Genomic DNA, 20,597 nt, shown 5'->3' with positions numbered 1-20,597 from the left:
CACATGAAGAACCCCATTCCCTCTTTCGCACGCTCGCTTCTGCTCGCTGCCATCCCCCTTGCGGCCGTTGCGACGACGCTGCAAGCGCCGCCCGCGTGGTCGCAGGCGACTGCAGGCAGCTCCGTGACCGGCTTTGTTCTGGATCCGGATTCGGCTGCGATCCCCGGTGCGACCGTAACGCTGACGCCCGCAAGCGGCGCGCCGCGCTCCGTTACCTCGGGCGCCGATGGCGGATACACCTTCCGTGGCGTGCCTGCAGGAACATACTCGCTGACCGTGTCCATGCCCGGCTTTGCGTCCTTCGTGCGTCAGGGTGTGCGCGTCGGTTCCACGAATCTGACCATCAACGCCGGCATGGCTATTCAGTCGGAAAATACCGAAGTCAATGTCACGACGGACAACACCAAGGTGTCAGTCGACGCTGACGCCAACGGCAGCGCCGTGGTCATCAAGGACAAGGATCTGGAGGCGCTCTCGGACGATCCCGATGAACTCGCCGACCAGCTCTCCGCGCTCGCCGGTCCCTCGGCGGGTCCCAGCGGCGGACAGATCTACGTGGACGGGTTCACGGGCGGTACGTTGCCGCCGAAGTCGTCCATTCGCGAAATTCGCGTCAACCAGAACCCCTTCTCAGCACAGTTCGACAAGCAGGGCTTCGGCCGCGTGGAAGTCTTCACCAAGCCCGGCACCGATAAGATCCACGGCCAGATGAGCCTGCAGGGCAACGACAAGTCCTTCAATACGTCGAGCCCGTTTCTTGGGTCGACCAATCAGCAGCCGGACTACCATCGCATCTTCTTCCTGGGCTCGGTGACCGGACCGATGACGAAGAGCAGCTCCTACTCCCTGGGTGGCAACTACCGCGTCATTCAGGACAACAGCATCTTCGCCGGCCAGATCATCAGCAATCCCGCAGCTCCCGGCGTGCTGTGCGCTCCTGGCGACCTGACCTGCTCTCTGAATTCCTTTCCTGACTCATTGCGCGCGACCTTCCATCCGCAGACGCGCTACGAGATCACGCCGCGTATCGATCTGGCGCTGAGCCCAAGCAACACGCTGACGATTCGCTACCAGTTTGAGCACAACGTACAGACGAACGGTGGCCTGGGTTCTACCTCCCTGAACACCACGGCGTACAACACCGGACAGCGCGAAAGCCAGTTGCAGATCAGCGACACGCAGATCTTCAACTCGAAGATCATCAACGAAACCCGCATGGCGATTGAACGCCAGAACAATACACAGAATCCCCAGAGCACGGCACCGACCCTGACGCTGACCGGATATTTCTCCAGTGGCGGCTCGGCAACGGGCACGCAGAGCAGCACCATCGATCACTTCGAGTTGCAGAACTACACATCTATCGCACTGCAGAAGAACTTCATCCGCGCCGGTGCACGTCTGCGCATCGATCGGGAGGCGCTGTTCTCGACGGCGGGTTCCAATGGATCCTTCACCTACCAGAGCGCCGCAAACTATGCCAGCAACAACCCGTTCCAGTACCGCGTCACCACCATCAACAATCCCAAGGCGGAGCAGAGCGTAGCCGACCTGGGTCTGTATGCGGAAGACGATTGGCGCATTAAGCCGAATCTATCGCTCAGCTATGGCATTCGCTATGAAATGCAGAACAAGATCAACAGCAACGCAGACTTTGCGCCACGCTTCTCGCTCTCGTACGGCATTCCGCGCAAGACGGGCAATCCGCTCACCGTGGTACGTGCTGGCTGGGGTATCTTCTACGACCGCTTCGTGATCGGCGACACGATTCAAACGCTGCGGCAGAACGGCATCAACCAGGTCACTCAGATCTACCGCGCCGCCACCCCCACCGGCACCCTGCCGGGCTGCAGCCCCACGAACATTGCGGCCTGCGGCAGCAGCACCGCAGCATCGCAGACGGTGTACCAGCTCGGCGCTGGACTCCGCAGTGCCTACACCATGCAGACCACCATCGGCCTGGATCAGCAGGTTGGCAAGCGGACGACCGTATCATTCAACTACATCAACAGCATTGGCGATCACCAGTACATGTCGCGCTCCATTCCCAGCGGCAACAACTACATCTACCAGTACCAATCGGGCGGCGTCTTCCGTCAGAACCAGTTCATCGCGAACTTCCGCACGCAGGTGTCCAGCCGCCTTTCCCTCTTCGGCTTCTACAGCCTGCAGTATGCCAACTCCAACGCGAACGGTCCGGACAACTTCCCCACGGACAGCCTGAACCCCAAGACGGACTACGGCCGCTCGCTCTTCGCGCAGCGTCACCGCGTCTTCCTCTTCGGCAACATCCAGGCCAAGTATGGGATCAACCTGAGCCCGTTCCTCTCCGTCAACTCGGGTAACTTTTACAACATCACCACCGGTACCGACGTGAACGGCGATACGATCATCAACGATCGCGCGGGCTTTGCGAACGGCGTATCTGGCAACTGCAAAACAGCAACCGACTTTACCACTGCGGTGACGGCAGCGAACCGGGTTGCACCCGGTTACTGCACCGGCCCATCGAACGTGCAGGGTAATATCCGCATCGTGAAGGTCTTCGGCTTCGGCAAGAAGGCTGCTGCTCCCGGCGGCGGCGCACAGGCCGGTGGACCTGGCGCAGGCGGACCGCCTCCTGGCGGTGGTGGTCCCGGCGGTGGCCCTGGAGGTGGCGGCGGACGTGGAGGCCCCGGTGGCGGCGGACCTGGCGGCTTCGGTGGCGGCATTGCCTCGCGCAACAAGTACACGCTGAACATCGGGGCACAGATCCAGAACCTGTTCAACTACGTGCCGTACGCAACACCCAACGGTTCGCTGTCGAGCTACAACGCCGATCCTTCGAAGAACCTCTTCGGTCGGTCCACCTCGCTCAGCGCCTTTGGCCCCGGCGGCAGTTCCTCCGCAGTGCGCACCGTTACGCTGCAGATGAACTTCAGCTTCTAACATCGATCGCGCAACCCGAAACAGCAAAGAGCGCGCCGACAGGCGCGCTCTTCTGCGTTCGCGCAGTACCTATCCAGGAATGCGGCCCGGATTCCGCCCGAGACTTGCAAGAAATCACTTGGACGGGGGCCGGGCTTATGGGAGCATGGTCCGGAACCCACCCGGAGACTCTCGTGCGTCTTTGCCTTACGTTGCTCTGTGCCCTCGCGTTCACGGCCGCGCTCGCCGCGCAGACCCCGGCGCCGAAGGCAACAGGGCCTGCCGACACGATCCGCACGGGAGCCCAGATCGTCATCCTGGATGTGAATGTGAACGGGCCGGATGGGGCGCCCGTGCGGCACTTGAAGGCCGGCGACTTCACCGTGCTGGAGAATGGCGCAGCGCAGCAGGTACAGCACTTCGAGGAGCACGGGGACACCGCGGCCGGCACTCCGATGCCGAAGATGCCCCGACTGCCACCGGGTACGTACACCAACTACTCCGTGGTGCCGGAGGACGGCCCGCTGAACGTGTTATTACTCGACACGCTCAATACGCCCACGACCGACCAGATGAGAGTTCGGCAGTTGATGATCTCATTCCTGAAGAATTCACCGCCGAACCGCCATGTCGCCATCTTCGGGCTGTCCACGAGGCTGTATCTCCTGCAGGGATTTACATCGAACCCTGCGTTGCTACAGGCCGCCCTGGGCAGAAAGAGCCACGATGGGCAGACCTCGCCACTGCTCGCGGAGCCGCTTGGAACGGACACCGTCTCTGACCAGATGGCAGACTCGTTCGGAAATAATCCCGGGGCCGCGTCCGTGATCGCGAATGTGCAACAGTTCGAGGCCATCGTAGCGACAGAACAGATCCGCAATCGCGTGCTGCTGACGCTGACGGCGATCAATCAACTGGCACGTTATCTGAACGGTCTGCCCGGCCGTAAAAACCTGATCTGGATGTCCGGCTCGTTTCCTTTGAATGTGCTGCCCGATGGCGACCTGCCAAACCCGTTTGCCGCGGCACTCTCCATGGAAGACAGCTTCCGCGAGACGACGAACCTGCTCACACGATCGCAGGTGGCGGTCTATCCGGTCGATGCCCGCGGCCTGTTCGCGCCGCCTATGTTCGATGCCTCGATCGCCGGAGGTAAGTATGCCCGCGACCCCACACGCATGAGCAAGGACATGCAGAAGTTCTCGACCAGCACCTTTGAAGAACACAGCACCATGCAGGCCATGGCGGATGCCACCGGTGGCAAGGCATACATCAATACGAATGACCTCGCTGGTGCTGCCGACTCCGCGCTGCGCGCCGGCTCGAATTACTACACGCTCGTCTACAGCCCGACGAATCACAACTGGAATGGTGGCTATCGCAAGATCGTCGTACGAACCACATCCGGCACGAAGTACACGCTGAGCTATCGCCACGGATACTATGCGGATGATCCTTCGCGCAAGACGCTGGACCATGACAGCACGGCCGCCACCAAGTCCGCTGCGGCGACCATCGATCCCATGAGTGCGGCGATGCAGCGCGGAGCGCCCGATCCAACGCAGATCCTGTTCAAGGCGAAGATCGTTCCGGTGGAGGGCACAGCAGACAAACTGACCGTAGGGAGCGTGGCGGCAGCAAAGGCGAAACCACCCTACCGTACCTTCAACGTCTTCCTTGCGGCCAGTGCCGATGACTTCCAGTTTGCCCTGCAACCCGATGGCAACCGCTCCTCAAGGGTGCACCTGGCAACGGTGGTGTACGCCCCGGACGGGCAGCCGATGACCCTGCTCTCACAGGACAAGCAGGCTGCGATCAGTCCTGCGGAATACAAGCAGATGCTGGAGACGGGCGTGAAGCTCCAGGAACAGATCAGTGTTCCCCTCAAGGGAGACTACTTCCTGCGCATCGGCCTGAAGGATGATCTCAGCGGCAAGGTGGGCGCCATTGAGATTCCCGTGAGCGTCATCCCCGGTACCCGCGCGAAGTAGATCGCACTATTCCAGCGCCAGCGTGGCAGGATCTGCCGCTGTCTCTTTCAATGCAATGCCGGTGGTCTGCAACCACCGGGCCTCACGCACATAGAAGGCGATGCGCTGTGCTGCGATCTCATAGCTCAGACCCTCAAGCCGCACATTCGAGATGCAGTTGCGCTCCGCATCCGTGCGACCGCGCCGCGGCTGCCACGTGAGATACACGCCCAGCGAATCCGAGGCACTGAGTCCCGGTCGCTCACCAATCAACAGCACCATCAACTCCGCACGCAGCAACTCACCGATCTCATCGCCCACGGCAACGCGGCCCTGGCGCACCAGGCAGATCGGTTCTCCCACGTCCTCCGGCTGCAGCAGTGGCAGCGTCGCATCCAGCAAGGGCAGAGCATGGCGCTCCACTGCAAGTGCCGACAGACCGTCAACGATGGCGAAGACGATTCGACGCTCAACCCTGTTCTCCGCTGTGACCTCCAGCTCTCTACGCGAACTCTCATGCAAGCTGCGCCCAAGGTCCGGCCGTCGCAGGTAGACACTGCGGTCGCGTGGCCATGCGTCCTGGCATGCGGCACTGCGAAGCTGCATCCCCTCAAGACCTCGTTGCTGCAGTTGCTGCAGCAGACCACCGGCGTCCATCGCAGCGTGCACCGCATCACGGGCCAGCGCATGATCCAGTTGAAAGCGCAATTGCTCGCGCGTCGGAATCGATGGGCCCGTCAGGCCGAGTGCAATGCGTGCTGCTGAAAGCACGGCCAGGCTGCTCTGCGCTGAAGCACTTAGATCTTCGCTCATGGCCGCGCTCCCGCAGGCAATAAGGCCGCAGCCTGTCCAGCATGCTGCAGGCGATGGAAGTCATCGCCGGCCAGCCAGTTTTCGAACTCCGGGGCGGGCCGCAGTCCCAGCAGTCGGCGCAGATACAGCGCGTCGTGGAAGGAGGTGCTCTGGTAGCCCAGCATGATGTCGTCTGCGCCGGGCACGCCCATGATGTAGTTGACGCCTGCTGCGCCAAGCATCGTCAGTAGTGCGTCCATGTCATCGCCATCGGCTTCAGCATGGTTCGTGTAACAGATGTCGCAGCCCATGGGCAGTCCAAGCAGCTTGCCGCAGAAGTGATCTTCCAGTCCCGCGCGCAGAATCTGTTTGCCGTCGTAGAGGTACTCGGGGCCGATGAAGCCGACCACGGTATTCACCAGCATGGGATTGAAATGCCGCGCCACCGCGTAAGCACGCCCCTCCAGCGTCTGCTGGTCGACACCGTGATGCGCATTGGCAGAGAGTGCGCTGCCCTGCCCTGTCTCGAAGTAGAAGACGTTGTCTGCGCCTGTCTTACCGTCCAGGCCACCGCGCTTCCGCGCGCGAGCCATCGCGTGCGCCTCTTCCAAGAGAGGAATGCTGATGCCGAAAGAGGTATTCGTTCCCTCTGTCCCGGCGATTGATTGGAAGAGTAGATCGAGCGGTGCTCCCTGCTCCATCGCCTGCATCTGTGTTGTGATGTGCGCCAGCACGCAGTTCTGCGTGGGGATGGCATACCGCACACGCACATGGTCAATCAGCCGCAGCAGGCGGGTCACAGTCGATACATTGTCCGAAACCGGGTTAATCCCGATGACGGCATCGCCGGAGCCGAGCAGCAGCCCATCGAGGATGCTGGCTGCGATGCCCAGCGGATCATCCGTCGGGTGGTTTGGCTGCAGCCGAGTGGAAAGCCTCCCCGGCAGGCCCAACGTGGTGCGGAAGCGAGTGACCACGCTGATCTTGCTTGCCACATAAATCAGGTCCTGCGCACGCATCAGCTTACTGACGGCCGCTATCATCTCCGGCATCCACGCGCCGGAAAGCGCTGAAAGCCGCTCGCCCGTCGCGTCATCGGAGAGTAACCAGTCGCGAAAGTCGCCAACGGTGAGCGATGCGAAAGGCGCGAAGGCCACTTGGTGCCCCGTACTGCTCTGCGTGTCGAAGATGAGCCGCGTAACCGCATCGCTTTCGTACGGGATCAACGGCTCCTCCAAAAAGGCACGCAAGGGCACTTCCGCGAGTGTCATCTGCGCGATGGCCCGCTCCTGCGCATTGGACGCGGCAATGCCTGCCAGTTCATCCCCTGATCGCAGTGGCGAGGCGCGCGCCAGCAGTGTCCGCAGGTCTGCGAAGCTGTGCCGCACACCCCGCACTGTGTGGCTATAGATCATGGGCCAATGAGGCAGATTGTAGCGCGACAAAGATCGTCACGTACCAGCGTCGTGTCACGCGCTCACGGGACGAAGCCCAAGCCAGCGTCGCGTTGATGGCAAGGCCCGCAAAACGAAGCGCTCTGCAAGTCCCACCACGATCATCGACGCACCAAGGAATGGGAAGTACATTCCAAGGGCGACCATGAGCGCTATGAGACCCGCTGAGAAGCGAACGGGACGAACGGCATGCGGTGCTCCCAGCGTTGCGTCCGGCTTCCTTCGCCACCACATGACCAAGCCACTGATGCTCAACAGGACGAGTCCCACCGTCGTAAAAAGGCTGACAAGCTGATTGGCCAATCCGAAGAGTTGTCCTTCGTGCGCAGCGATGCCGGTGTTGATCACGCGATCCAGCCAGGGCTTTGATCGAAAGTCCGTCCGCTTCAGGATGGCGCCGGATCTGCCGTCAAGCACCAGGTCAACGCGCAGCGGACGATCCCGCGTATCCGACTTCGCGCTCCAATTGCCTCCAGCGTGCATGGGTGGCGAGATGAGGACAGGGCTGGGGAGGTTCAGTGGTGCAACGCTGGTGACTATCGCATCGATGGCAGTAAAGGCATCGGGACCACGCAACATGGTGGCGTGCCGGCCGAAGACGCTCGCATGATCCGCATGCGGCGCTACACCCACGCCTGGCATGCCTTCCATGGATTCCCCGCTTTGCATGTGCGACATGTCGTGACCCGGCATACTCGACATGTCATGCATCGCGGAGGTGCTTCGAGCACTGCGCGCAGCGAGTCGATCAGCGCTGCCGGTCGTCCAATCCTGGCTGACATCGTGGCCTGCACTAAAATGACGAACTGCCTTCAGGTATCCGCCCCAGCTCTTTGCCCATGGCAAGCCCGTGAGCAAAAGAAAGAGTGCAAAGAAGGAGACGTAGATGCCAGTTACGGCATGGATATCTTTCCAGAAAGCGCGGCTGCCAAGACCAGTGCGTGGATAAAGCACGCCCCCCACTCCTCTTGAGTTGCGCGGCCACCACAGGAACAGGCCCGTCAGGATCATCACCACTGCCCAGCTGCCGGCAAGCTCCACGATCCACGAGCCATACTTACCCAGGAGCAACTCACCATGGAGTCGCGAGGTGAAGACATCGACTCGATAGTCTTCGTTATCAACCTTCAAAATCGCGAGCGACTGCGGATGAACATAGACACGAAATTGCTGCGTGCCCCTGTCCACCAGAACCTGCGCGGCTGACGTTGGAGAGTGCGGTAATTCATAGGCATCCAGCGTGCTGCCCGGCACTGCAGCCAATGCTGCCTGCACCTGATCATTCGCGGAGTTCCGCTGCTGGATCGACAAGTGATGGTAAGGGCGATCAAGCATGCGCTGAATCTGTGGGTGGAAGAGAAAAACCGTGCCCGTAACAGACAGCCACAGCACGAATGGAATGCAGAAGAGGCCAGCATAAAAGTGCCAGCGCCATACGGTGCGATGGTCGAGCCCTTTGGAAGACGCGTCAGCCAATACAGTCTCGTTCACGGTGTCCCCTTACCTTAGAAGTTGAATCGTGCTGCGAGTTGAACGCTGCGTGGATCGTTGACGGCGGTCGCCAGACCAAAGCTTGCGTTGGTGGGAGCGAGGTCGATGCGACCAGTCCCAAACGTTCCGTTTGGCACGGCGTCATTGCGATGATTCAGCGCGTTGAATGCCTCGGCCATGGTCTCTAGCTTCAGCCGTTCCGAGAGAGCAAAGGTGCGGCTGAGACGTGCATTCAGACTGAAGAAGTCAAACCCTGCGCCCGTGTTACGGCCGATCACTGCGCCCCTGATGCCTTCGGAACATGCGAGCGTTCCAAACGACGCCACGGTGCACGGCCGTGCCGTGGTCTGCTGCAGTGTGTTCGCACCGGTGACCAGGTTGAGCGGCAGTCGCGAGTAATACTGCAGAATGCCGCCAAGCCGCCAGCCGTGTGTCAGGTGCGCAGCGGCTGTGGCGGCATGGGTTGTCGGCGAGTTCACCGTGGCGTCAAAGACCACGCGATGACGTTGATCATCGTCGGAGCGCGCGCGGTCCACACTGAAGTCGAAATTGTTCGTCGGAGAGCTGAAGAAAAACTCGCCAACATTGTCCATCGCCTTCGACCATGTGTACGAGATACGCATGCTGGCCCACTTCGCTGGCCGATCCAGCAACGACACCGCGAGGCCGTCGTAGCTGGAATCGAAGCGCGAGTCATATGGCTTGACATTGCCGCGCGTGGGATCGGGGCGCGTCCCATTCAGGTTGATATTCGTATTGTAGGAAGACAGCAGATGCAGGCCGCGAACATGCTGGTAGCTGATGCCAAGTGATCCTCCTCCAAAGATCTGCTGCTCCAAACCAATGTTTGCCTGTTCCGAGTAGGCGTTCTGCACATTCGGATTCATCGTCGCGTAGTTGAGCAATGCGCCGGCTGGCGGCGTGGAGGCAGTGTTTGGAAACACCGGTGCCCCTGCCGTTGTCGGTGAGTAGGTATAGCTCAGCAAACGTCCTTGCGTGGGGTCCGTAGTGTTGTTTGCGGACAGCAACGCATTCGCCAGTGCTCGTAGGGGAACACGGTCGTAAAAGAGTCCGAAGCCGCCGCGCACCACTGTTGTCCTGGAAGCATAGGGCGACCACGCGAAGCCGACACGGGGCGAGACATTGCTCATGTCGGTCTTGATCGTCCGCAGGAACTGCAGGTCGTAACGAACACCAAGATTCAGTGTGAACGATTGCGCTGGCTTCCACTGGTCCTGAGCATAGAAGCCGATGTTCGGGTTGTTCTGCTGGACAAAAGGCGTGCCGAAGCTTTGAGAAAAGCCGCCTGTGTTGTAAGTGCCGATTTGAAACGCGGCAAGCGATGCGAAGGTATAGGAGCCTCGAATCGTCTGCGGAAAGGTGATGGTGTCGCGGTTGTCGAGGAAGTCCGCGCCCATCTTGAAGGTGTGTGCCCCCCGCTGCAGGACGAGGTTATCGACTACCTCGTAGAGATAGTTCACGCGTGCTGTTGGAGAGGATGAGAACCGCCCGAACGTCGCGACGCCACTGATGGTCACGGCAGGACTCGCATCCGTATTCGGTGGCGCGTTCAGACCGTCGTACGTGAACTGTCCGCGCGTCTCGTTGAAGGTACGCGGCGAGAGAAGAGCGACGTTGCTCACTGCGACCGTGTGATTTTCATCGCGAACCGCCGTGCCATAACTCACGTCGGCAAGGCTGCCCACGCCACGGGCATTGATGCTGTTCATGCGGTAGTAGCTGTAGCGCACGTTCAGCTGATCGCGCTCGCTGAAGCGATGGTCCGCACGCAGGAACGCCGTATCCGTGTGAACAGTCGTTCCATAGAGTGTGGTGGGACCGGTGCCAACGGTGAGACGCGGTCCTGCGAATCCAACGGCATTCAAACGCTGATTGACCGCCTGAGCATTTGCCGGCGTGATGGTGATGATGCCGTTGGTGTTGAGCCGCCGTCCCTCGTAGTTGCCGAACAGAAACGTCTTGTCCTTCCGAATGGGCCCGGAGAGACTCACTCCATACTGCCCCTGCGTAAGCGGCAACTTGTTGCGTGAGAGGGCATTCTGAGCGTTGAGCCGCTGGTTGCGAAGAAAGCCGTAGGCCGTGCCGTGAAGGTCGTTCGATCCGCTGCGGGTGATGACATTGAAGTAGCCGCCCATCGCCCTGCCGAACTCGGCCTGCCCACCCGATGTGACGATCTGAAACTCACGCACCACGTCCATGCTGTAGGAGTTGCCGGCGAGCCCTGCCGCGTCGTCATTTGCAGAAAGACCGTCGACGATAAAGCTGTTCGAGAAATTGCGCTGGCTGTTCACGGAATAACCCTGCCCAACCACCGGGGACGTCTCCGCGAAGGTCTGCACGCTGGCGGTATTTGTGGGCGAAACACCCGGCGCAAGCAGCGCCAGGTCCAGGAAGTTGCGACCGTTGAACGGGAGGTCGTTTACCTCCGTCAGCCGGACCGTCTCTGAGATCTGGCTGCGATCCTGTTCCAGCAGCGGAGCATCCGCCGCAACCGTGACGGATGTCTTCTCCTCTCCGATGGAGGCCTGAAGAACCACGTCGAACGCGGCTCCAACGGTGAGCGGAACATCGCGCGCAGCCTCCGAAAAGCCCGCGGGATTCGCCGTAAACCGGTAGGCGCCGACCGGCAACAGCGGCATGCGAAAGCGCCCCAGCGCATCCGTCTCGGCCATTCTTGACTGTCCCGTGGCACGGTCCAGCGCCTTGACGACAACATGCGGGATCGCAGCGCCACTGGGATCAATGACGCGTCCGGTAACAGACGCCGTGGTCAGGCCCTCTTGTGAAGAAGCGATGGCAGGTATGGCAAACGGGCAGCAGAGCGCCAGCAAAGCAGGTCTTGATCGAAACACGGTACTCTCCAGCGACCGGTCCTGTTCGACGCGATCGTGTGCAGCTTCCAGATGGGTATGCACGCCACAGCAGCGCTGCTCCTCCTCTGTACGGCCTTCAAGGGACGAATCCCTTGAGGCGCTACAGGCAGCAGCATGCAGTGGTGAGGAACTACACGAAGAGGCTTGCTGGAGGGCCGCGCTTCTGGCGGCTGCGGAAGCGCGAGACGCGCCACTTGGATTCCGTCTGCGCCGTCCCGGTGGGATGGCTGACGATCGAAGCGAAGATCACACGGGATGCGGGCGGTGTTGCCAAATCATGCGGTGCGGCAACCGATGCCTGGGGGTACATGGGGCATTTCTCTGCCAGGGCGTGTATGTGCGCACCTTTGGCAGCGTCCATGCGGCCATCCGTGCCGGCGATGCCGGTACACTGGTGCTTGCCGTTGCGACGGCAGCACGCCGGCAGATGGCCCTCACTGTTTGCCTGCAGCGCCAGCAACGGCGACGTCATGGGCAGTCCCATGACGATCAGCAGAAGAATGGCAAGAAGTCGCATCCGTCACGATTGAAGCATTGAATGTCGATGCCCGCAACCCGTATCGCACAGGAGCGTAAAGCTGCCAGTCCTGGAGTGAGTTGTAGCGGCGCGGCTGCGAATGTGTCACTATCAGAGAACAAACAGCGAAGATTGAACGTTACTCCGCAAGCGCAGAACCGTCCAGACCGACGAAGGAAGAGCTTTGAAAAAGCAGACTGAACTACGTTCCAAAGTGCCGAGTTGGTACCCCTCCGCTACGGAGATCACGCAGACCCAGCGCGAGCAGGTTCTGAAGTCGCGGCAGGAAGCCGCCGACTTCGCGGCACAGAAGTTTGGGAAGCCGGAATCCCCGTGGTGGCGCCGGCTGTTCGCGAAATCGAACTAGTCCCAAGCACCTGACGGCAACTGACCGGCAATGTTGGCGCCTGATCGTGACCCCTTCAGAATAGAACAGTCCCTCAGTGCTGAGGGAGCCGCCGTGGACAGTTGCATGTCTGCCCGGTATAGTTCGCGTGTTGAATTATCCCCTGACCGGGGACACTTGAAGCCGTTGTCACCACATGAGACGCCGAGAGTCTGGCCATGATCGCGACCCGCAGAACCTTCCTGAAGGGCTCAGCAGTGACCGCTGCAGCCGCCGGTTTTCCCACCATTGTGCCGTGGTCCGCGCTGGGACAAAGCTCGCCTTCGAAGCGCATCAATGTTGGCGCCATTGGTGTCGGCCGCATCTCGCGTGGGCATGATCTCCCGGGCATATGGCAGTTCGATGGAGCGCGCGTGATGGCTGCGTGTGACCTGGATGACAATCGCGTCGAGTCCGGCAAGCAGCTCATCAACGACTATTACGCAAATAAGTCGGGTAAGCCCTATAGCGGCGTCACCGGCTACAGCGACTACCACCAACTCCTCGCGAACCCCGACATTGACGCTGTCGTCATCAGCACACCAGACCACCAGCACGCGGCGATCGCCGTAGCAGCCGTGCGCGCCGGTAAAGATGTCTACCTGCAAAAGCCTGCGTCACTGACGATCGCGGAGGGCCGCTATCTTTCCAACGCGGTGCAGGCGTCCGGACGCATCCTGCAGGTGGGCAGCCAGCAGAGGTCGTGGTCCCAGTTCCGATACGCCGCAGAGCTCGTACGCAACGGCCGCATCGGCGATCTGAAACATGTTGAGGTCGGTCTGCCGGGTGATCCTGCCGGACCTGAGGCCGCCCCAATGCCGGTTCCCAAGGGCTTCCAATACGACGCATGGCTGGGCACGACGCCCGAGGTCTATTACACCGAAATGCGTGTGCATCCGCAGGTTGGCTTTGACCGGCCGGGATGGCTGCGTTGCGAACAGTTTGGTGCAGGCATGATCACCGGCTGGGGCGCGCATCACGTGGACAGCGCGCACTGGGGCATGAATACGGAGTACACCGGGCCAGTTGAGGTCTGGGGATCTGCAGAGTTCCCGAAGAGCGGCCTTTGGAATGTCCACGGCAAGTTCCTGACCCATGCCGTCTATGCGAATGGCGTCACGATGGACATCTCGGGCGACTTCCCGAACGGTATCAAGTTCATCGGGACCAAGGGCTGGGTTTTCGTCACGCGCACGGAGCAGACAACGCCGAGCGATCCGGGCGGCAGCGTGAAAGCATCCGGGCTCGAGGCGAGCGATCCACGCATCCTCAAGTCCGTGATCGGGCCGGATGAGATTCATCTCTACAAGAGCACCGATCAGCACGGCAACTGGCTGGATTCCATCCGGTCGCGCCAGGCGCCCATCTCACCCGTGGAGATGGGACACCGCGCCTGCTCGACCTGCCTGATCCACCAGATTGCGATGCACACGAACCGGCATCTCCACTGGGATCCGCAGGCCGAACGCTTCAAGAATGACGACGCTGCGAATGCGATGCTGTCGCGTCCGCAGCGTGCCAAATACGCCTTCCTGGCCTAGACACAGCGTCCTCCTAGATACGGGGGCGCTCACCCGATACACCGAACGACTTCTCCATCGCAATGCCTGCCTGCGCGATGGTCCCCTCGTCGAAGAGCCTGCCAATGAGCGTGACACCGTGCGGCACGCGCCGGGCTGGATTGAACTTCGGCAGTGGATGTTTCGGATCGGGAGCCCAGTCGCTGCGCGCTTCGCTGACGTTCACGAAACCTGCGCGAAACGTGAGGGATGGATGGCCTGTGAAGTTGGTGATGGTCAGAATCTCATCTCGCAATGACGGCACCAGCAGAAGATCAACCTGGCTCATGACGCGTTCCATCTCCATCGCAACGCGACGGCGCATACGGTCCGCCTGCACGAAGTCCACGGCGGACAGGAAGCGCGCCTGCCGGAACGAGTTAGGCCATGCGTCCGGCACCTGCATCTTCAACTGGTCGTCGGCGTTGGAGAGTGTGAGTTCTTCGAAGGACGCCGCAGCTTCTGCGAAGAGAATCGTATTGAGGCTGCCATAAGGCCAGTCCGGCAGGCTGACTTCCACGGGGACCATGCCAAGCTGTTTCGCTGTCTCCAGCGCATGACGATCCACGTCCGTCGCCGGCGCCTCGGCCATCCACTTTGGGAAATAGCCGACGCGCAGGCCCTTGGCCCCCGCGGAAGCGTCGAAGGGCATCGCCGCACCAACGCTTGCGACATCGCCTGCATCGGCTCCGGAGATCGCCTGCAAAACCATCATGGTGTCTTCGACAGAGCGCGTCATCGGGCCCAGCTTATCCAGCGACCATGCCAGTGCCATCGCGCCGCTGCGCGGCACTCGACCATAGGTGGGCCGCAGACCTGTCACACCACATCGCATGGATGGCGAGGTGATGGAACCTTCCGTCTCGCTGCCGATGGCGAAGCCAACCAGGCCCGCACCCACCGCAGCGCCGGGGCCCGCACTCGAACCGGACGCACCCTCTTCCAGCAACCAGGGATTCATCGTCTGACCGCCGAACCAGATGTCATTCAATGCAAGGGCGCCAAGCGATAGCTTCGCGACAAGAACGGCACCAGCGTCATTCAGTTTGCGAACGACCGCACCGTCCGTTTTCGGCACGCGGTTGCGATAGGGTTCCGCACCGTAGGTCGTGGCGATGCCGGCGGTGTCCAGCAGATCCTTCAAGCCATAGGGAATGCCATGCAGCACACCGCGATACTTCCCTGACGCAATCTCAGCGTCGGCAGCACGCGCCTGTTGCAGCGCGTGATCTTCCGTGAGCGTGATGACACAACGCAATTGCGGATCGTACCGCTTCAGCCGCGACAGGTAGATCTTCGTCAGACGCTCGGACGAGATCTGCTTCGACTGAATCCAGTGGGAGAGCGAGGCTACGGGTGCAAAGGCAATCGACTCTTCGTCGGCTGGCATTGACAACGTGACCTCGCTGAAGACCTGCGTTGACTCCTGCCGCGATGCAGCCGACCGATGCGTGTCGCTGCCCGACAGCACAGGGTTCCACGTCGTCGCGGGCGCCAGTCCCTCGTCGAGCGCTACCTTGCGTGGGCCGGTGCGCCGCTCGAGCAGTGCAGCCATGCTGTTCTGCCAGTTACCCGCAGCCTCGGCACGCTTGGCCGGGGTCATGGAGATCTGCATCAGCCTCTCAGCGGGGGCAAAGTCGTCCGGTGTAACCTTCGGACCAACCGCGGGCGCTGTGCCGAAGGCCGGCGGCGCACCGGCCGTTGGCGGTGCCTGCGATGCCGGTGTCTGTGCGGACGCTGCGACAGAGAGAGCTGCGGCAGCGCCCTGCACCAGAAAGGCTCGACGAGTTTGAAAGTCCATCTCTAACTCCCTGTTACTGTCGGCTGATGAAGATCAGCTAGCGAGCGGGTACTGGTGCAACGGCCTGGCTGCAGTACGTGCCAGCACACGCACGCACGCCGAAGAAAACGTTGTCCTTCGATACGGGCAGCCGTACAGAGTTAGGCGTGGTGCCCGGGAACTTGGACGCATCCACGCTGTACTGCCAGTCGGTCGCGCTCGTCTCACGCCAGACGATCTGATACGTCGGTGTGCCAACCGGGCTTACGGGCGGCTCCCAGTTCAGGATCGTATCGTTGTCCAGGTTCGAGGTCACGACATGCACGTTCTGCGGAACACCCGGCGTCTTCGCCAGCGTACCCAGGACGGCCATATTCAGGCGCGCAACCTGTCCGATGTAGTTGAAGTCGTCGAACTTCAGCAGGTCGCCATACTCCTTACCGTTCTCGGTGCGAACGTGCTGATGCTGATGGTCGAAGTTCTCGCGCCATTCTGTGAAGCGAATGGATGGGAAGCCCTGCTCGCTGAACGAGCGATGATCGCCGCCACGCAGGAAGCGATCCAATCGTAGCTCCATGGTCGTGCGCAGAGGCTGCGGTGCAGCCGTGGCGAGGTAAGTCCGATCGACATCCATCACCTCGCGGGCGAGCTGACGCGAGGGTGTCTCGTTCTCTGCACCGATGTTTAACGCGGCACGAATCTGCTCAATGGGTGCGGAGGGCAGCAGGCCCTGCGAGAAGACGCGGATGCGTGTCTTGCTCTGCAGCGTGTCGCCCGGCGTGGTGTCGCCGCCAACGATGTCGTTGTTGAGCACGCCCTCCAGCTGCCATCCCTTTTCCTTGGCAAGCTTCGCAAGATGGCCCGAGCCGTTGAGTCCCTGCTCCTCACCCGCGACAGTAACGAAGATGATCGTTGCGGGGAATTTGTACTTGCTCAGGATGCGTGCAGCCTCCATTGAGACCGCGGTGCCGCTCGAATCGTCGTTCGCGCCGGGCGCCGGATCGTGGGTGTTCATCACATCGGTCTCGCGCGTGTCGTAGTGCCCCGTCACGAGGTAGATACGCTTGCTGGCCACGGGATCCGTGCCCTTCAGGATGGCATAGACGTTGCGCAGTGGCGTGGGCTTGATGATGCGTGGCTTGCTGTTGTTGAAGCCGGCTTGGGGCTGCTCCACAAACTCGTCGTACTGCACCTGCAGGCAGCCGCCGCACTCCTTGCTGTACGCCTCAAACTGTGACTTGATCCACTCCGCCGCAGCCAGCACGCCGGTGCCCGGCTTCAAGTCTGTGTCAGTGGACGAGATCGTCGTTCGGTTGTTGAAGTCCACCAGGTGCGAGATGTTCGCCTTGATGCGTTCGACAGATACCTGTTTCAGCGCAGCACGGATCTCCGGATCAGCAGGTGCCTTTGCGAGGGGCGTGCCAACCGCAGTGAAGTCTACCTTGTCGGCTGTGGCATGTGGCTTTTGTGCTGATGCAAACAAACCTGCGGACAGACCCATCGCAGCAATCGCTGCGGAACGAACGAATTTCATCGCGAACTCCCGGCATGTGTAAGGTGCGTTCAGTACAAAGAGTATGCGGCACCCGGTGACGAGTGCCGCACGTTACGAGTCAGTCTTTCACTAAAAGATGATCTTGCCCACGATCTGCAACTGCCGTGATGAGCCAAGGTCACCGATCGCAAAACGCGTTGCAGAGATGACGCCGAAGGTCGAGGATCCGACCGACGCCGAGGTTCCGGGATTGCCGAAGCTCGCGTGGTTGAAGATATCGAATGCATCAGCACGCAGTTGGAACTTCACGCTCTCCGTGATGGCCGTGTTCTTCTCGATCGAGAAGTCGGTATCCGCGAAGCCCGGTCCGCGCAGAGCGTTGCGGCTAAGGTTTCCGAAGCCGGTGGTTGGAAGCTGGAAGGTGCAGTTTGCCGTCGCAGGCGCGGTGCACACGGTTGGGTTGAACCACTGCACAGCCAGCGCCGACGTCTTCAACTTCTGATACTGCACGGGCTGCAACAGGTTCGGATGCAGCACGTTCGCGGTGCCGGTAAACGTCGACGAGGTTGTGACATTCAGCGGGTTCCCTGTCTGCCACTGCGAAATGCCGGAAAGCTGCCAACCTTCTACAAATCGGTTTCCCTTGAACGGCAGCGTATAAACCGCGTTGAAGGCAATGCGATTCGCAGTGTCGAAGTCTGACGGACCGTAGTTCAGATAGGGCCGCGTTGCATCCTGCAACACCGTGCTGCTCAGCGAGCCGGTGTCCAACGACTTCGAGTAGTTGTAGTTGAAGTTGAAGTTCAGGCCGTTGCGGAACTCCTTCCGCAACGTGAGCCACATGGCGTTGTAGTTCGACATGCCGATGCTGGACACCTGCGTGATATTCACACCGCTGATATTGGCGTTGGCCGAGATAGGACTGGTCGCCGATACGCTCTGGAACGGCCGAACGCCGACCGCGTTGGGCTGGTTGATGTTCAACGGCGTACGCAGGTGCTTGCCGACAGAACCGTAGTAGCCAATCGACGAAACCACACCGAACGGCAGTGCCTGCTGGATGTTCGCATTGAATGTCTCAATGTAGCCATTCTTCAGATTGCGCTGGACACCGCTGATGCCGATACCGGAGGCAGCGGCACCGCCATAGAGATTCGACAATGGAATGGTCGTCGTGGAGCTGCTGTAGGTTACGCGGCTCGCAAACGGCGGGTTTCCGTTGAGCGCGCTGATGGCATTTGTCTCAGGCTGATCCGCCATGTAGCCATACGCGGCGCGCAGGACGGTCTTGTTGGTGCCAAAGACGTCATACGCGAAGCCCACGCGTGGCTCGTAGTTGTAGTTCTGCTTGTATGGGCTGTTTCCATAGCCGTTCGTACCTACCCGGAACAACGAACGGGTGTCGGTATCAAAGACCACCAGGCGGTTTGCACCGTCCATGGGCGATCCGTTCCATTCGAAGCGGAAACCAAGTTCGGCCGTCAGATTCGGCGTCAGCTTCCAGCTATCCTGCACAAATGCCCCCAGGGCATTCACATACAGGCGGTTGGAAGTGCGTGTGGGTGTAATGGAGAAGCTGTTTGCCTGCCCCTGCTGGAAGAGAGCTACCGAGTTAAAGCCGATGGTGCCCGTGTCCTGGGAGAAGTTCACATTCAGGAAGCGGCGGAATTCGCCACCGATCTTGAGCGAGTGCTTTCCGACGGTGTAGCTCGCCGTGTCCGAAGCGATTCCCAGGGTATCGAAGCGTCCCTGCGGGAATCCGGACGGGCCACCGGCGTTGATGCCCGTGCCGGTAATGGTGAACTGCGGGATGCCGTTCGGTCCGGTCGTCCCGGTACCGAGACCCAGCGATGTCGGATCGGTCGTTACATTCGGGTTGAAGCTGATGGCGATCCGGTTGAAACCGAGACGAAACTCGTTCACGAAGCGCGGCGAGAAGACATGGGTCTCATTCAGGGTGAGGATCTGGCGGCTCGCGGCGCGGTTATCTCCAAAGCCAAGGATGGTGTTGCCCTGCAGGTTCGGCTCGGTGCGCTTGTCCTTCTGAATCGCGTAGAAGCCGTGAAGCGTGTCGGCCTTCCCGAAAGTCTGGCTGATGTCGATCGTGCCCTGATCGGTTTGGACCGGTCCAGGCGCAGTGTCCAAACGGCGTGTGCCCGTGCTGTCATTCGCAACTGGAATCAATGCCAGCAGCCGTTGCGCGACTGGATTTGTAACTCCGGCGCGTTGCGCAGCCGTAAGGACGACAGTATTCAGCGAAAGCCCCTGCGACTGCCGCAGACCCTCGTAGCTGGCGAAGAAGAACGTGTGGTCCTTCCAGATGGGGCCACCCACGGCGCCGCCGAAGTTGTGGCGCTTCAGTGCAGGCATGCGCGTGCCCGCCGGAGTGAAGTAGTTGCGTGCATCGAGAGCTTCGTTACGGATGTAGTCGAAGCCTTCGCCATGGAAGCTATTGGTGCCGGAGCGCGTGCTGACATTGACTACCGAACCCGAGGAGCGGCCGTACTCCGCGGAGAAGGTCTGGTTGTTGATCTTGAACTCGGACGTGGTGTTGATCGACGGCTGGAAGGTGATCTGGTTCTGTGTCAGATCGTTCAGGTTCACACCGTTGATTTGAAAGTTCACGGAGTCGTCGCGGTTGCCGGCGGTGATAAACGAGTTTGCACCAAGGCCACGGCTCGGCGTTGTCAGGTTGCCGTTCGCAGGCGCAGTCACACCACCCGGGGTGAGTACGGTGAGGTCGAGGAAGTGGCGGCCGTTCAGCGGCACCTCCTGGACGGTGCGGCGATCGATGACCTCACCAACGGTGATAGTGTCCGCCTCGATCAGCGAGGCCGTGCTTTCCACCTGGACGGTCTCACCTGCGGAGGCCGGAGACATGGGGACATCAAGGCTTGCGTGCGCATCGACCAGAAGCGTGAGGCGCGGCACGGTGTAGGTGCCAAAGCCATTCGCCGTGACGCGCACCGAGTAATCGCCCGGAGCGAGCGACGGCGCAACGTACTGCCCGGCGCTATCGCTCACCAGCGAGCGCTCTGCCCCGGTGCCAAGATTGTGAATCATCACCTGCGCACCGGGCAGAACGGCGCCCGACGGATCCTTGACGGTACCTGAAAGGGTCGCAGTAGACTGCGCGAAAACGATCGCTGGAACGACAGAAAATGCCGCGAGAGCGAGGAAGGAAGTGCGCTTGTTCATGATGCCTCCTAAATGGTGAACACGTCTTCTGCGGGTGAGGGGCACCCCTGGGGATGCTCCATGGCTGCTTCCAGAGCAGCTCTTGCATCACCGCGTACACGATGCATTTCGTAGTTTTCGTAGGTGGCTTGGCACGCAATTCAGGTGCAGCGCCA

Annotated in this window: 12 protein-coding genes; 4 read left to right on the top strand and 8 right to left on the bottom strand. The window is 60.8% G+C overall.

Features of this window, described 5'->3' with window-relative positions; all coding sequences use genetic code 11:
- Nucleotides 1-3 precede the first annotated feature (3 nt).
- Nucleotides 4-2,928 (top strand): TonB-dependent receptor, encoded by a 2,925-nt coding sequence (locus BLW03_RS17210; protein WP_074655257.1) that lies wholly within the window; start codon nt 4-6, stop codon nt 2,926-2,928.
- Nucleotides 2,929-3,101: 173 nt separating this feature from the next.
- Entirely contained in the window at nt 3,102-4,898 is a 1,797-nt protein-coding gene (locus BLW03_RS17205; RefSeq protein ID WP_170835070.1) for a VWA domain-containing protein, read from the top strand.
- Between the two features lie 6 nt (nt 4,899-4,904).
- Here the strand turns inward: BLW03_RS17205 and eutC are convergent, their stop codons facing one another.
- The 5 genes from eutC to BLW03_RS17180 form a co-directional block, all read right to left on the bottom strand.
- A complete protein-coding gene (gene eutC, locus BLW03_RS17200) occupies nt 4,905-5,690 on the bottom strand; it encodes an ethanolamine ammonia-lyase subunit EutC (RefSeq protein ID WP_074655255.1) in 786 nt (261 codons plus the stop codon).
- Nucleotides 5,687-7,084: an ethanolamine ammonia-lyase subunit EutB gene (locus BLW03_RS17195; RefSeq protein WP_074655254.1), complete on the bottom strand. Its 1,398-nt coding sequence runs from the start codon at nt 7,082-7,084 to the stop codon at nt 5,687-5,689. The genes eutC and BLW03_RS17195 overlap by 4 nt, the downstream gene beginning before the upstream one ends.
- A 54-nt stretch (nt 7,085-7,138) precedes the next feature.
- A complete protein-coding gene (locus BLW03_RS17190; RefSeq protein WP_083350611.1) occupies nt 7,139-8,614 on the bottom strand; it encodes a PepSY-associated TM helix domain-containing protein in 1,476 nt (491 codons plus the stop codon).
- A 14-nt stretch (nt 8,615-8,628) separates the two neighbouring features.
- Complete coding sequence (locus BLW03_RS17185) at nt 8,629-11,487, bottom strand: TonB-dependent receptor (protein ID WP_074656103.1); 2,859 nt, start codon at nt 11,485-11,487, stop codon at nt 8,629-8,631.
- A 151-nt stretch (nt 11,488-11,638) separates the two neighbouring features.
- On the bottom strand, nt 11,639-12,025 hold the full coding sequence (locus BLW03_RS17180) for a hypothetical protein (RefSeq protein WP_074655253.1): 387 nt from the start codon (nt 12,023-12,025) through the stop codon (nt 11,639-11,641).
- 184 nt (nt 12,026-12,209) lie between these two features.
- Here BLW03_RS17180 and BLW03_RS17175 point away from each other — a divergent pair, with 184 nt between their 5' ends.
- Nucleotides 12,210-12,392 (top strand): hypothetical protein, encoded by a 183-nt coding sequence (locus tag BLW03_RS17175; RefSeq protein WP_074655252.1) that lies wholly within the window; start codon nt 12,210-12,212, stop codon nt 12,390-12,392.
- Between the two features lie 197 nt (nt 12,393-12,589).
- Complete coding sequence (locus BLW03_RS17170) at nt 12,590-13,951, top strand: Gfo/Idh/MocA family oxidoreductase (protein ID WP_074655251.1); 1,362 nt, start codon at nt 12,590-12,592, stop codon at nt 13,949-13,951.
- A 13-nt stretch (nt 13,952-13,964) separates the two neighbouring features.
- Here the strand turns inward: BLW03_RS17170 and BLW03_RS17165 are convergent, their stop codons facing one another.
- From BLW03_RS17165 to BLW03_RS17155, 3 genes are all read right to left on the bottom strand, one after another.
- Entirely contained in the window at nt 13,965-15,770 is a 1,806-nt protein-coding gene (locus BLW03_RS17165) for an amidase (RefSeq protein ID WP_074655250.1), read from the bottom strand.
- A gap of 37 nt (nt 15,771-15,807) precedes the next feature.
- Nucleotides 15,808-17,283: a M28 family metallopeptidase gene (locus tag BLW03_RS17160; RefSeq protein WP_074655249.1), complete on the bottom strand. Its 1,476-nt coding sequence runs from the start codon at nt 17,281-17,283 to the stop codon at nt 15,808-15,810.
- A 90-nt stretch (nt 17,284-17,373) separates the two neighbouring features.
- Complete coding sequence (locus BLW03_RS17155; protein ID WP_074655248.1) at nt 17,374-20,442, bottom strand: TonB-dependent receptor; 3,069 nt, start codon at nt 20,440-20,442, stop codon at nt 17,374-17,376.
- Nucleotides 20,443-20,597 lie beyond the last annotated feature (155 nt).

Origin of the sequence: Terriglobus roseus, assembly GCF_900105625.1 — a bacterium.
GTDB lineage: Bacteria > Acidobacteriota > Terriglobia > Terriglobales > Acidobacteriaceae > Terriglobus > Terriglobus roseus_B.
Note: the sequence above shows the minus strand (reverse complement) of the source record. Positions and strands in the feature narration are given on the sequence as shown.

Coding starts and splice junctions, on each gene's coding strand:
- BLW03_RS17210 (WP_074655257.1), top strand. CDS start 4: ATGAAGAACCCCATTCCCTCTTTCGCACGCTCGCTTCTGCTCGCTGCC.
- eutC (WP_074655255.1), bottom strand. CDS start 5,690: ATGAGCGAAGATCTAAGTGCTTCAGCGCAGAGCAGCCTGGCCGTGCTT.
- BLW03_RS17195 (WP_074655254.1), bottom strand. CDS start 7,084: ATGATCTATAGCCACACAGTGCGGGGTGTGCGGCACAGCTTCGCAGAC.
- BLW03_RS17180 (WP_074655253.1), bottom strand. CDS start 12,025: ATGCGACTTCTTGCCATTCTTCTGCTGATCGTCATGGGACTGCCCATG.
- BLW03_RS17170 (WP_074655251.1), top strand. CDS start 12,590: ATGATCGCGACCCGCAGAACCTTCCTGAAGGGCTCAGCAGTGACCGCT.
- BLW03_RS17165 (WP_074655250.1), bottom strand. CDS start 15,770: ATGGACTTTCAAACTCGTCGAGCCTTTCTGGTGCAGGGCGCTGCCGCA.
- BLW03_RS17160 (WP_074655249.1), bottom strand. CDS start 17,283: ATGAAATTCGTTCGTTCCGCAGCGATTGCTGCGATGGGTCTGTCCGCA.
- BLW03_RS17155 (WP_074655248.1), bottom strand. CDS start 20,442: ATGAACAAGCGCACTTCCTTCCTCGCTCTCGCGGCATTTTCTGTCGTT.